This is a genomic window from Providencia sp. PROV255 (assembly GCF_028478065.1).
Taxonomy (GTDB): domain Bacteria; phylum Pseudomonadota; class Gammaproteobacteria; order Enterobacterales; family Enterobacteriaceae; genus Providencia; species Providencia rettgeri.
Genome location: NZ_JAMPMI010000009.1, coordinates 400,824 through 415,445, shown reverse-complemented (window position 1 = coordinate 415,445; position 14,622 = coordinate 400,824). Strand labels below are relative to the sequence as shown.

The following is a 14,622-nucleotide window of genomic DNA, read 5'->3' as shown; positions in this document are numbered from 1 at the left end:
CAAAATTCATCGTGACATTAAAAAAGTATAACTAACAATTAGTTATACTTTTTATGAGAATTATTAAGCGAGTTTGGATAAAATTGCAGTGATCATTAATGACGATTGACGGGCAGCAACGGGTAAGAATTCATCGAAGCTTGTGTGGGATTCCTTATCAGCCACATCTGAAATGGCACGGACAACGACAAACGGGGTACCAAATTGGTGACACACTTGGCCAATCGCGGTGGCTTCCATTTCTACTGCCGCAACTTGCGGGAACATCGCTTTGATGCGAGCCAGTGGTTCAGCACCATTAATAAAAGCATCGCCGCTACAAACTAAACCACGAACAGCGTTCATATCCAATAGCTGAATGCACTGCTCAGCAACTTCAATCAGTTTAGTATCCGCGACGAAAGCGGGTGGGCACTGTGCCATTTGGCCAGGTTCATAACCGAATGCTGTCACATCAGCATCATGGTAACGAACTTCAGTAGAAACCACGATATCACCAACATTTAAACGAGGGTCTAGCCCACCGGCGGAGCCTGTGTTAATCACGACATCTGGTTGGCAATGCTCCAGTAACAATGTTGTGCCGATTGCGGCAGCGACTTTACCAATACCTGATTTCAATAACGCAACGTCAACGCCATTAATTTGACCTGTATAAATCTCACAGCCAGCGCGGTTAATAGTTTGGCAGTTTTCAATTTGCGAGCGCAAAATCGCCACTTCTTGTTCCATGGCACCAATTATTCCAACTTTCATTTTGTCTCCTTTTCCCTGCTCAATTTGCACTATTAGTGTCAATATTTTGACTAGGGACGATAATGTTTTATTGTGTTATTGCTGTATTCTTCGAGTGGGTTCGCAATTTTAATTGCAACAACTCGGATTTAGACAACGAAATTACAAAGATGCACGAAGTGTAACATTGAAAGGTGAGTCGTGAAGTTTTTTTCCTATATTTAGGCTATATAATGAAGCATCAATCGAGATAGGGAGGGTGGCAGAGTGGGTGAGATTAATTTTGTTAAGAAGTTAAATTTTCAGCGCAACTACATGAGCAGTGCGAAAAACCAAAAAATTTCACCTAAAGATGAAGATGCGGTTAATCGCTTATTCGAAAGTGACCGCGGGAGGATCATTAATTCAGCTGCCATTCGCCGTTTGCAACAAAAAACGCAAGTTTTTCCCTTAGAGCAAAATGCAGCAGTTCGCAGTCGCTTAACTCACTCACTAGAAGTACAGCAGGTTGGCCGTTACATCAGTAAAACGGTTTTAGGCGAACTAAAAAAGAAAAAATTGCTTGAACCTTATGGGCTAGATGAACGGTGTGATGCTTTTGAGAGCTTAGTCGAAATGGCCTGCTTAATGCATGATATTGGCAATCCACCATTTGGGCATTTTGGTGAGGCAGCAATTCAACGGTGGTTTACTAAATTACTATCGCCTAGTTACTTATTTACTCCGAATTCCCCTGATCCATGCAAAATACCTGCATTACAGTTAACTGGAAATGAAAAGCAAGATTTATTCCGCCGTCAATTAAAACAGGATTTATGCTCATTTGAAGGTAATGCGCAAGGGTTACGTATGGCGCATCGCTTACTCAAACTAAACTTAACTTATGCGCAAGTTGGCTCTATCTTAAAATATACGCGTGGAGCTTATGATTTGGAGCCAATTCCCCCTGAGTTTGATTATTTGATGAAAAAACCAGGCTATTATTGGTCAGAGGTGGACTTTGTCAGTGAGCTAACCAAAAAGCTCGATATGGAAAAATATTGCCGTTTCCCGCTGTCCTATATTATGGAAGCGGCTGATGATATTTCATATTGCATTGCTGATTTGGATGACGCTGCGGAAAAAGGCATTTTTACTGTTGAGCAGTTGATTGAGTATTTAAAAGCAGAGTGGGGAGATATTGAACAAAATGATTTATTCGATCAAACCATTATGCGAGCTTTCAATAATATCAGTGACAACCACACAAGGCGTATTCAGCAAGATCAATTCTTTATGTATTTGCGCGTAAATATCACAGGAAAATTGTCTCATTATAGCGCACAACAATTCATTAAGAATCTACCCGAAATTTATAACGGCACTTTTAACAGTGCTTTGTTAGAAGATAAAAGTCCAGAGCATAGGCTATTAAAAGTACTGAAAACAGTGGCTTTTAAACATGTATTTAACCACCATGAAGTTGAAGAGTTAGAACTACAAGGCTATCGAATTATCAGTGGATTATTAGATTTTTATAGTCCACTACTGATGATGGATAGAAGCGATTTTGCTGACCTCGTGGACAAAAATTACCACAAGCATTTTTTCATTGAAACGAGGTTATTCCATAAATTATCTAATAAGCATCGCTTATCTTACACGGAAGCACTTGAGAAAATTTCTGCAACGAATGAAGCAGATAAATCTATCCTTGAGTTTTATTATCGAGCTCGTTTGATTCAAGACTATATTAGCGGTATGACAGACCACTATGCCTATGAAGAATATCGTAAATTTATGGTTAGCAATTGATATAATAACTGAATAGCTTAATAAAAATAGAAAAGTAGTCAATCAAATGATAGGAAAGCAGGTATAATAGCCTGCTCGTTTTCCTTGATTAATTAGCGAAAAAAAACAACGCATTAAAATTGAAAACTCGGCAATCATGATTTTTATAACTTAATATTCTGTAGTGACTATTTTATGGCTCAATTTTACTCTCCTAATCGCCGTACCACTCCACGCCGCCAGATCACGGTTGTAGCTGATAGCCTTGATGCCGCAGGGCAAGGTGTTGCTCGTATCGAAGGAAAAACCATTTTTGTAACAGGTTTATTGCCTGAAGAAGAAGCCCAAATTGAATTGACGGAAGAGAAACGGCAGTTTGCTAAAGGGAAGGTAATTAAACGTTTGAGCACGAGCCCTCAAAGAGTAAAGCCACGGTGCCGTTATTTTAACCAATGTGGGGGATGTCAACAGCAACATGTTGACATTGCACTACAAAGAGAAAGTAAAGCTCATGCTTTAGCTTATCTGATGCGACGCGAAACATTGCAAGATATATCCTGTGCCGAGGTGATTTATGGTGAGTCATATGGCTACCGTCGCCGAGCTCGGTTGGGGCTACAATATCAGCCTAAAAGTAAAAATGTCGTTATGGGGTTTCGTCAATCTCAATCTAACACATTAGTTGATATAAAAAATTGCCCTATATTATCTCCTGATTTGGATATCTTATTAAAACCACTTTCTGAATGCATTAACCAGCTCAGTAATAAAGCGAAATTGGGCCACGTAGAGCTTATTCACGCAGACAATAGCAAAATTGTATTGATTCGTTACTTAACACCTTTTTCGTTATCAGATACTCAAAAGTTAAGCAATTTTGAAAATCAGCACGGAGTGTCTATCTGGTTAGCGGGTAATGATGAAAACTTACAAGCTCTGTCACCAAATTCGCCACAACCTGAGTATCAAGTTGCTGGGGAAATACTAAAATTTAACCCATTAAATTTTATTCAAGTGAACGGGCAAGTTAACCAGTTGATGGTAGAACAAGCTTTAGCATGGTTAGATCTAAACAGTGAAGATAGGGTATTAGACCTTTTTTGTGGGATGGGTAACTTTACATTACCTATCGCACGGTTAGTGAAATCCGTTGTGGGTGTTGAAGGTGTGGAAAATTTAGTCAAACAGGCACGAAATAACGCACAGCTCAATACTATTTGTAATGCGACATTCTATAATGAAAACTTAGAAGCCCAGATACACACACAACCTTGGGCGGCTCATGGCTTTAATAAAGTATTATTAGACCCCGCTAGAGCTGGAGCCGCTGGTGTTATGGAACATTTAATTAAACTGATGCCAGAAAAAATTGTCTATGTTTCATGTAACCCCACAACATTGGCAAGAGATAGCAAAGTTTTACTTGATGGGGGCTATCAGTTATTACAGTTGCGGATGCTAGACATGTTTCCGCATACTAGCCATTTAGAGTCAATGGCGTTATTTATCCGTCGCCCAGAGGTTTAATAGGTAGGGAGAATATATGGTTGCAGTAAGAAGTGCGCATCTTACCCCAGCAGGTGAGTTTGCCCCAGAAAAGTGGGTTAACGGTCTGGGATTGAGCAATAAACAATCAGAAGAAAAGCTCATCCATACCTGGCAATATTGTCACGATAAACTAGCCGGACAAGAAATCGCCCCTCTGTTACTGTGGCGCGGTATTGAAATGACCGAAATCCTATCGACATTAAGTATGGATATCGGCAGCTTACAAGCAGCTTTACTTTTTCCTTTAGTGGAAGAGGGGAAGTTGGAAGAGCAAGAAGTTATTGATGAGTTTGGTCAATCCATTCACGAACTCGTTAAAGGCGTGCTGGAAATGGATGCGATTCGTCAACTCAAAGCCACGCAATCGAGTGAAACGAGCTCGACACAAGTCGATAATATTCGCCGTATGCTATTGTCGATGGTGGAAGATTTCCGCTGCGTTGTCATTAAACTAGCGGAACGAATTGCACATTTACGTGAAGTCAAAGATGCCACTGAAGATGAGCGCGTTTTAGCGGCAAAAGAGTGCTCAAATATTTATGCACCTTTAGCAAATCGCCTAGGAATTGGGCAGTTAAAATGGGAGTTAGAAGACTTCTGTTTTCGTTATTTGCATCCCGATGAATATAAGAAAATTGCAAAGCTCCTCCATGAACGTCGTATTGACCGTGAAGAGTATATAGATACTTTCGTAACAACCTTACGTAAGTACATGTTAAAAGAGAATATTCAAGCTGATATCTATGGCCGGCCTAAGCATATTTACAGTATTTGGCGTAAAATGCAGAAAAAATCATTGGCATTTGATGAACTGTTTGATGTGCGAGCGGTGCGTATTGTTGTTGAACGCTTGCAGGATTGTTATGCCGCGTTAGGGATTGTACATACCCATTTTCGCCATCTTCCCGATGAGTTTGATGACTATGTGGCGAACCCGAAACCTAATGGTTATCAATCTATTCATACAGTGGTGTTAGGGCCAAACGGCAAAACGCTTGAAATTCAAATTCGTACCCGCCAAATGCATGAAGATGCAGAGCTGGGAGTTGCGGCCCATTGGAAATACAAAGAAGGCGCGACTGGCATTGGTAAAGGCAGTAGTTACGAAAACCGCATTGCATGGTTACGTAAGCTGATTGCATGGCAAGAAGAAATGGCAGATTCTGGCGAAATGCTAGATGAAGTTCGTAGCCAAGTGTTTGATGACCGAGTGTATGTCTTTACCCCAAAAGGGGATGTGGTGGATTTACCAGCAGGCTCGACACCGCTTGATTTTGCTTATCATATTCACAGTGATGTCGGCCACCGTTGTATTGGTGCAAAAATAGGTGGGCGTATTGTCCCATTTAGCTATCAATTACAAATGGGCGATCAAATTGAAATTATTACTCAAAAGCATCCAAATCCAAGCCGCGACTGGTTAAACCCTAACTTAGGGTATGTCACAACCAGCCGTGGGCGAGCTAAAATCCAAAATTGGTTCCGTAAACAAGATAGAGACAAAAATATCCTTGCAGGGCGTCAAATTTTAGATAGCGAACTATCACAGCTTGATATTAGCCTTCGTGAAGCAGAAAAACTGCTAATCGCACGCTACAATGTTCATTCATTGGATGAGGTTTTGGCAGGAATTGGCGGCGGTGATATCCGTATCAACCAATTAGTGAATTTCCTGCAGAGCAAATTTAACAAAGCCACTGCCGAAGAAGAAGACCGTGCGGCAATGAAGACATTAGAAAGTAAGTCTTCACTCCCAAGAGCACCATCTCATAGTAGCGGCCGAGTGGTGGTTGAAGGGGTTGGTAACCTAATGCACCATATTGCACGCTGCTGCCAGCCAATTCCAGGGGATGAAATTGTCGGTTTTATCACGAAAGGAAGAGGTATTTCCATTCACAGTGCAGACTGTGAACAATTAGCTGAACTACAAAGCCATGCACCAGAACGCGTAATAGATGCAGTTTGGGGAGAAAACTACTCGAGTGGTTATTCTCTTGTGGTTAGAGTTATTGCTAATGACCGCAGCGGCCTGCTGCGTGATATCACGACAATATTAGCAAATGAGAAAGTCAATGTGCTTGGTGTCAGTAGCCGCAGCGATGTAAAACAGCAACTGGCAACGATAGATATGACTATTGAGCTGTATAACATTGAGGTGCTGAGTCGGGTGTTAGCTAAGCTGAATCAGTTGGCGGATGTTATAGAAGCAAAGCGTCATTCTCAGTGATTTTCTTCATATTTTGAGTTGTAGGGGTGTTGGCTGCGCTTAGCTACTCGGGTCACATACTTGTGTATGCTCCCCGAGATATCTTCGCTTGCCGCCTACCTACAATTCAAACTATTTTGAAAATCGGTATATTTATATTCTAAAAATCCCTCTCTTCATGTTTTTAATTATTCTTTTCTATACAACTTCTGTTTCTTCATGAGTTAGTTAGCAAAAATTTATTTTTTTGGGAAAAATTTGTCGATTGCTCATCAACTCTGATAAGTTTGGGATAAAGGACAACTAGAAACAAAAAAATTAAAGGTTAATACAATGAGTCAGACAAATCTTCAAATCGAACGTTTATTATCAATTATGAAGCAGCTTCGAGATCCGCAAACAGGGTGCCCATGGGATAAGGTACAAACATTTAAAACTATTGCGCCTTATACGCTTGAAGAAACTTATGAAGTGCTTGATGCGATAGAACGTGAAGATTTTAGCGACTTAAAAGGTGAGTTGGGAGACTTATTATTCCAAGTGGTTTTCTATGCGCAAATGGCGAATGAAAAATCACTCTTTGATTTTAGCGATATCTGCCAATCTGTTAGTGATAAGCTCGAACATCGCCACCCTCATATTTTCGATGCAAATAATACACTGAGTAGCACAGAAGTGATTGAGGGATGGGAAAAACGAAAAGCCAAAGAGCGAGCTGAAAAATCGCAATTTTCTGTGCTAGATGATATTCCAAATTCACTCCCAGCACTAATGAAAGCCTATAAAATTCAAAAACGTTGTGCGTCAGTTGGTTTTGACTGGGATACGCTAGGCCCTGTTGTTGGTAAAGTTCATGAAGAACTTGAAGAAGTGATGGAAGAAGCCACTCAGGCGGTTGTTGACCAGTCGCGCTTAGAAGAGGAAATTGGCGACTTATTGTTTGCAACCGTGAATTTATCACGCCATTTAGGTTATAAACCTGAAATAGCGTTGCAAAAAGCGTGTAACAAATTCGAAGGTCGTTTTCGCCAAATCGAAAAAAGCCTCGCGGAAAGTGGTAAAACGACAGAAAGTGCTACACTTAATGAGATGGAGGCGCTTTGGCAGCAGGTTAAGAGCCAAGAATAAAATGGCTCGTCATATTTCGCACTACAGCGTTGTTGGCTGCGTTCGGCTACTCGGGTCACATACTTAGTGTATGTTCCCCGAAGATATCCTCTCTTGCCGCCTAGCTGTAGCACGAACTATATAGAGCCAATTCTCGTCGGGCCTCGCACTACAGCGTTGTTGGCTGCGTTCGGCTACTCGGGTCACATACTTAGTGTATGCTCCCCGAAGATATCCTCTCTTGCCGCCTAGCTGTAATGCGAACCTTGTCTGCAATTGTTTAAACCATTAGTTGTTTTAAAATCTGGCGGTTGTTGGTTTGTTCTAAAAGCACTTCATTCAATAGCACCAAACAAAGCTTCAAAAATAATGGGTGACGTGAAATATTGAGGTGTTAAATAGCGACAAGTAGAGTAAATAGTTATTCAAAATCAAAGTTAGTGCAGAATCGCATTTTTTATACCATACAATGAGCTGAAAGGATTTAGCTTTTGCATTTGAACTGTGTTAATCTATGAAAATAGACAAAGATGACTAATTTTGAAGCGATAAATAATTTTCGCTTTTAACTTGCTGATAATATTAGAGTATTGATGAAATTTAGCCTTATTATGCTTAGAACATTTGTAGCGAAATTAAGGTTCGGGTATACTGTTTTCCCGTCCTGTTATATCCATCATCTTTTAAACCTAAACTTTCAGGTTCAGCATGAAAACTAATTATATTTTTGTGACCGGCGGGGTCGTATCCTCTCTGGGTAAAGGCATTGCCGCAGCCTCTTTGGCGGCTATACTCGAAGCCCGTGGACTCAATGTGACTATTATGAAACTGGATCCCTACATCAACGTAGATCCAGGCACAATGAGCCCAACCCAACACGGGGAAGTTTTCGTTACAGAAGACGGCGCTGAAACTGACTTAGATTTGGGTCATTATGAGCGCTTCATCCGTACTAAAATGACTCGTCGTAATAACTTTACGACTGGGCGTGTTTACTCTGAAGTTCTGCGCAAAGAGCGGCGTGGCGACTACTTAGGCGCTACAATTCAAGTTATCCCTCATATCACTAATGAAATTAAAGACCGCATCATCCGTGGTGGCGAAGGCCATGACGTTGTTTTGGTTGAAGTTGGTGGTACAGTGGGTGATATTGAATCATTGCCATTCCTTGAAGCGATTCGTCAAATGGCTGCAGAAGTCGGCCGTGAGCGTACTTTATATTTGCACTTAACATTAGTGCCTTACCTTGCAGCAGCTGGTGAAGTGAAAACTAAGCCAACTCAACATTCTGTGAAAGAATTGCTGTCAATTGGTATCCAGCCAGACGTGTTAATCTGTCGCTCAGACAGAGTGATCCCAGCAAATGAACGTGCAAAAATCGCATTGTTCTGTAATGTGCCAGAGAAAGCGGTTATTTCTCTCAAAGACGTTGATTCAATTTATAAAATTCCAGCCTTGTTAAAATCACAAGGTTTGGATGAGTACATTTGTAACCGTTTTCGCATTGATGCGCCAGAAGCTAATTTATCTGAGTGGGAACAAGTTATTTACGAAGAAGCTAATCCTGCTGGTGAAGTCACCATTGGAATGGTTGGTAAATATGTTGAGTTACCAGATGCGTATAAATCTGTAATTGAAGCATTAAAACACGGTGGATTGAAAAACCGTTTAACTGTGAATATCAAATTGATTGATTCACAAGACATCGAAACGCGTGGTGTTGAGTTACTAAAAGATTTAGATGCTATTTTAGTGCCAGGCGGTTTTGGTGAGCGTGGTATTGAAGGTAAAATTCTGACTGCTCAATATGCACGTGAAAACAAGATCCCTTACTTAGGGATTTGCTTGGGTATGCAAGTTGCATTGATTGAATTTGCACGTAATGTGGCCAACATGGCAGATGCAAATTCAACAGAATTTAAAGCGGATTGTAAATTCCCAGTTGTTGCGCTGATTACAGAATGGCGTGACGAAGAGGGTAACCTTGAAGTGCGTTCAGAAGAGAGCGACCTTGGTGGAACAATGCGTGTTGGTAGTCAACCATGCCACCTAGTGAATGGTAGCCTTGTACGTGAGATGTATGGTTCAGAAACCATTATTGAACGTCACCGCCACCGTTATGAAGTGAACAACTTACTGCTGAAACGCATTGAAGATGCGGGCCTGAAAATTGCAGGTCGTTCAGTAGATAACAAGCTGGTGGAAATTATTGAAAACCCAAATCATCCATGGTTTGTGGCTTGTCAGTTCCACCCAGAGTTCACCTCTACACCAAGAGATGGTCATCCGTTGTTTGCAGGTTTTGTTAAAGCCGCTGGTAAGTACCAGAAAGGTGAGTTGAAATAAGATATGGGGAAGTCGGCGCAGGTGCACCAACTTCCCAAAATTTAACTTGTACTGAGGAAAACCTAATGTCCAAAATTGTTAAAGTGATCGGTCGTGAAATCATTGACTCTCGTGGTAACCCAACTGTAGAAGCTGAAGTTCATTTAGAAGGTGGCTTTGTTGGTTTAGCTGCAGCACCATCAGGTGCGTCAACAGGTTCTCGTGAAGCTCTGGAACTGCGTGACGGTGATAAAGCACGTTTTCTGGGTAAAGGTGTTCTGAAAGCAGTTGCTGCTGTTAATGGTCCAATCGCAGAAGCGCTGATCGGTAAAGATGCTAAAGACCAAGCTAACATCGATAAAATCATGATTGATCTCGATGGCACTGAGAACAAATCTAAATTTGGTGCAAACGCAATTCTGGCTGTATCTTTAGCAAATGCTAAAGCAGCTGCGGCAGCGAAAGGTATGCCTCTGTATGAGCACATTTCTGACCTGAATGGTACTCACGGTCAATACTCTATGCCTCTACCTATGATGAACATCATCAATGGTGGTGAGCACGCAGATAACAACGTTGATATCCAAGAATTCATGATCCAGCCTGTTGGCGCACCAACGCTGAAAGAAGCTGTTCGTATGGGTTCTGAAATTTTCCATCACTTAGCAAAAGTACTGAAATCTAAAGGTATGAACACTGCTGTAGGTGATGAAGGTGGTTATGCGCCTAACTTAGAGTCAAACGCAGCGGCATTAGCAGCAATTAAAGAGGCGGTTGAGCAAGCAGGTTATGTATTAGGTAAAGACGTAACACTGGCAATGGACTGTGCAGCATCTGAGTTCTATAACGCAGAAACAGGCAATTATGAGCTGAAAGGCGAAGGTAAAACCTTCACTTCACAAGAGTTCACTCACTATTTAGAAGAACTGACTAAACAGTACCCAATCGTATCTATTGAAGATGGTCTGAATGAGTCTGACTGGGATGGTTTCGCATACCAAACTAAAGTTCTTGGTGACAAAATCCAACTGGTTGGTGACGACCTGTTTGTAACGAACACTAAGATCTTGAAAGAAGGTATTGATAAAGGCATTGCTAACTCTATCCTGATCAAATTCAACCAAATTGGTTCTTTAACTGAAACTTTGGCTGCAATTAAAATGGCGAAAGATGCAGGCTATACAGCTGTTATCTCTCACCGTTCAGGCGAAACTGAAGATGCAACTATCGCAGATTTAGCAGTCGGTACAGCTGCAGGCCAAATCAAAACGGGTTCAATGAGCCGTTCTGACCGTGTTGCTAAATATAACCAACTGATTCGTATTGAAGAAGCATTAGGTAAAAATGCACCATTCAATGGCTTAAAAGAAGTTAAAGGCCAAGCGTAATTTTAGTTCGTTAACCAATTTATACGAAAGGAAGCCGATGGCTTCCTTTTTTTTCGACTGAAACCTTTGCTGAGGAAGCCATTTTTACTATATATTCCCAGTAATTTATGATTATCTCTAATGTATCATAATAAATTTGATTGGATTTTTAGTAAGCTTAATGATTGATCAGCCTTTTATTGACTCACTTTATATTTAATAATCAATTTAAAATCAATCAATTAGATAGTTGATTGATATACGTCTCTTTAGAAATAATATGCTAATTTATAGTAGCTATTTTAGTATTTAATTCTTCGATTTTTACGAGTGAATGGGTAGGTTTTTTGGAGTTTACATGAAAAACGATGAAATTATACGGTGTAGATCGCACTTTTAGTTCCTCCACATTTTAATTTCATACAATTAACTTTATATTCCAGCTCTTGCAAAAAAATATTAACAATAATACTCGAAAATAATTTGCTTCCGAGCTAATGGAGTTTACATGGACGCTTCCGAATCCCTACAACCAGCGGTCAGCCCGACCCCATCCAATAAACGGGGTTGGATCATTTTAGCGGTTGATATTGTTCTACTGATCTTACTTTTAAAATATTTGCCTTTTGATGACAAGGCAAATGCAGGCCTTGCAATGATGGTTTTCATTGGTGTGCTTTGGCTAACTGAAGCTATCCATGTCACTATTACTGCACTTTGTATTCCTATCTTAGCGGTTGGGCTTGGATTAATGAATACTGGGGAAGCGCTTAAATCATTCGCAAACCCAATTATTTTCCTATTCTTCGGTGGCTTTGCTTTAGCGACGGCTTTGCATATTCAAGGCTTAGACCGTCTAATTGCTAACCGCTTACTAATGGCTGCACGTGGTCGTTTATCAGTCGCAGTATTACTGTTGTTTGGTGTTACCGCGCTGCTATCAATGTGGATTAGTAACACAGCAACTGCTGCAATGATGTTACCCCTTGTATTAGGTATTTTATCTAATCTCGATGTACGTCATGAACGTAATACGTTTGTGTTTGTTTTATTAGGTGTTGCTTATAGTGCCAGTATTGGTGGTCTAGGAACTATTGTGGGTAGCCCACCAAACGCAATTGCCGCTGCTGCATTAGGTTTAGATTTCTTATCGTGGATGAAATACGGCATTCCAATCATGGTAGTTTTACTACCGATGATGTTTGTATTGATGTACATGATGTTACGCCCAAATCTGAAACACCGCTTTGAAATTGAATTAGAGCATGTTAAATGGAATGGCAAACGTATTACAGCAATGGGGATCTTCCTATTTGCGGTAGTTTGTTGGATCACCAGTACATTTATTAGTGAAGCACTTGGTGGTGTGAAGGATCTCGACACCATTATTGCTATGATTGCTGCAATTTTGATTGGTATAACAGGGGTTGCTAGTTGGTCACAAATCCAAAAAAATACCGAGTGGGGCGTATTGATGCTGTTCGGTGGGGGGTTGACTCTCAGTGCAATTTTAAGTTCTTCAGGCGCTAGTAAAATTATGGCTGACTGGATGCAGATGACATTTGGGACAAGTCATTGGTTTGTGATTATCTTAGCGGTGACAACCTTTATTATCATCCTGACTGAATTTACGAGTAATACTGCAAGTGCCGCCCTGTTAGTTCCTATTTTTGCTACTGTTGCGGAAGCATTAGGTATGCCAGTTATTGTATTAACTATGATTATTGGTATTGGTGCCTCTTGTGCGTTTATGTTGCCTGTTGCGACTCCGCCAAATGCGATTGTATTTGGTTCTGGTTATATCAGGCAAATTGAAATGGTACGGGTCGGTGCAGTTCTGAACGTAGCATGTATTATTGTTATCTCTCTATTTGCTTGGTTCTTTTGGCTATAAAGCAAACAAGAAAAATCACTAAATTGATTTTAGCTAAAAGTATAAAGTGAGAGAAACACATTTTTATTTCACTTTCCCAACGACCTACGGGCTCATTAAAAATGAGCCCGTTTTTCATTACTGTGCGACAAGCACTTGCTGATTTTTCCCTATTTGTATTTTACCTGTGCCGTGCATTACAAAATCACTGTCGCCACGTAATGAAAAATTCATTGTTTGTATCAAACCTTTGATATCAATTGTATTTTGAGGACAAAGGAAGCTGTCTTTACACTGATATTGATGGCTTTCAAATGAAATAAGCCGGCCTAATAGCTTGGTATTTTCTCCCAGTTCTAGGTGGCTGCCTTGGCTATAAGGTGTATCCGTTTTAAATTTAGAGCCTGAGTGAATGACTGCTTCTCGTGGGGAAATTGAAGCACTTCCGGATGTACTCAGATAATTTTGAACCGCAGCCGTAATATTTAGTGCATTTTGTAGTTTTATTCGATCGGCGAACACATTCAGTTTAGAAAGCTGTAACGGGCTGGCATGCTGTTGGCTGATGTTGATTTGGCTTGCGGGGCTAACTGAGAATTTCAATTGACTGTATTCATCTAGTGCTTTTGCTTCAAGCTGCTTCGTTTCTTTATTTTTAACATATTGTTTTTCTAACTTACCTGCAATTAAAGATAAGCTATTAATATTACTTATGGAGCCATCAGCCCATGAGATCCCATTGGGATTAGCAATAATTAGGTTCGCGGCTTGTCCTTTAATACCGAGGACACCTTTAATTTTACTTTCTTCTGTTCCTGTCACTTCAGCCAATATTAGTTTTGCAGCTTTGTTTGCAAGTTGATTATTATCATTAATATCATTATTAAAAATGAGGCCATGATCATTAGAAGATAAACTCTCAAAAGAGTTAAATGAAATATGATTTTTTAGAGGAGCTTCGATATTAATTAATTTTGCTTTAGATACATCGGCTTGAGAAAAGGAAGAAAAACTCAAACATGATAAAAAAGAGTTTGTTAGAAAGATAAATTGCATTTTTTTATTCATTACGTTTCCTTGTAATAATAACCCTAATAGGTGTAATTAAATATAATCTATTTTATTTTTCATTAGTATATTAAAATTTAACATGGATGCTATAAAAATAATTATTTTAAATTTTAATGATGCAAAATTAAAATCAACAACGATTAGTTGGGTAAGTGTAACAAATAGAGTTGCAAGTGTAGATATTAAATCATTTAAGTCACATTCCTACAATTTATAATAAAGTTGATGTTCAATTCGTTTTACTAGGATATAACGGCAATCATCAGGTAAAAAATCGCTCGTTTATATCGATATACCCAAGTACTCATCTAAAGCAAAATTTTTATTTACACGTACACTTTCTGATAGTTTTGTGATCGTTACTGAACTAAATGAAACAACTTATCGGGTCTATCATGATGGGAGAATTAATAGTTCGATTCCTTTTGATAATGTAGTGATGGCGTAGATTACAAAGATTACCAAATAAAAAATGCTAGTCTAATGACCGGTATCAGACTGATACCTAACATATTATGTTTGGTAGTAAATCTAATAGGCTATTGAGAATAAACTAGAAATATCACTAAATTGATTTTCCCCTATCTGTATTTTATCTGTGCTACATATTACAAAAT

9 protein-coding genes are annotated in these 14,622 nt (G+C 39.8%); 7 read left to right on the top strand and 2 right to left on the bottom strand.

Annotation, left to right across the window (positions count from 1 at the left end):
• Positions 1 to 63: 63 nt before the first annotated feature.
• The gene (gene mtnN, locus PR725_RS11135; RefSeq protein ID WP_115166792.1) at positions 64 to 756 is read right to left on the bottom strand and encodes a 5'-methylthioadenosine/S-adenosylhomocysteine nucleosidase; all 693 of its coding nucleotides are present in this window, start codon (positions 754 to 756) and stop codon (positions 64 to 66) included.
• A 246-nt stretch (positions 757 to 1,002) separates the two neighbouring features.
• Between mtnN and dgt the strand changes: the two genes are divergently transcribed.
• From dgt to PR725_RS11100, 7 genes are all read left to right on the top strand, one after another.
• Positions 1,003 to 2,529, top strand: a complete 1,527-nt coding sequence (dgt, locus tag PR725_RS11130; protein ID WP_109912052.1) for a dGTPase — start codon at positions 1,003 to 1,005, stop codon at positions 2,527 to 2,529.
• A gap of 174 nt (positions 2,530 to 2,703) precedes the next feature.
• Positions 2,704 to 4,035 carry a 23S rRNA (uracil(1939)-C(5))-methyltransferase RlmD gene (gene rlmD / locus PR725_RS11125; RefSeq protein WP_110732209.1) on the top strand — a complete coding sequence of 444 codons (1,332 nt, stop codon included), beginning with the start codon at positions 2,704 to 2,706 and terminating at the stop codon, positions 4,033 to 4,035.
• A gap of 16 nt (positions 4,036 to 4,051) precedes the next feature.
• On the top strand, positions 4,052 to 6,283 hold the full coding sequence (gene relA, locus PR725_RS11120; protein ID WP_004913677.1) for a GTP diphosphokinase: 2,232 nt from the start codon (positions 4,052 to 4,054) through the stop codon (positions 6,281 to 6,283).
• 312 nt (positions 6,284 to 6,595) lie between these two features.
• Positions 6,596 to 7,390, top strand: a complete 795-nt coding sequence (gene mazG / locus PR725_RS11115) for a nucleoside triphosphate pyrophosphohydrolase (RefSeq protein WP_109912054.1) — start codon at positions 6,596 to 6,598, stop codon at positions 7,388 to 7,390.
• A gap of 687 nt (positions 7,391 to 8,077) precedes the next feature.
• Positions 8,078 to 9,715: a glutamine hydrolyzing CTP synthase gene (gene pyrG, locus PR725_RS11110; protein WP_004913671.1), complete on the top strand. Its 1,638-nt coding sequence runs from the start codon at positions 8,078 to 8,080 to the stop codon at positions 9,713 to 9,715.
• Positions 9,716 to 9,780: 65 nt separating this feature from the next.
• Positions 9,781 to 11,082, top strand: a complete 1,302-nt coding sequence (eno, locus tag PR725_RS11105) for a phosphopyruvate hydratase (protein WP_004260453.1) — start codon at positions 9,781 to 9,783, stop codon at positions 11,080 to 11,082.
• A gap of 487 nt (positions 11,083 to 11,569) precedes the next feature.
• Positions 11,570 to 12,955 (top strand): DASS family sodium-coupled anion symporter, encoded by a 1,386-nt coding sequence (locus PR725_RS11100; protein WP_004913667.1) that lies wholly within the window; start codon positions 11,570 to 11,572, stop codon positions 12,953 to 12,955.
• 117 nt (positions 12,956 to 13,072) lie between these two features.
• On the opposite strand, the gene PR725_RS11095 is transcribed toward PR725_RS11100, so the two are convergent.
• On the bottom strand, positions 13,073 to 14,002 hold the full coding sequence (locus PR725_RS11095; protein WP_231136892.1) for a two-partner secretion domain-containing protein: 930 nt from the start codon (positions 14,000 to 14,002) through the stop codon (positions 13,073 to 13,075).
• Positions 14,003 to 14,622 lie beyond the last annotated feature (620 nt).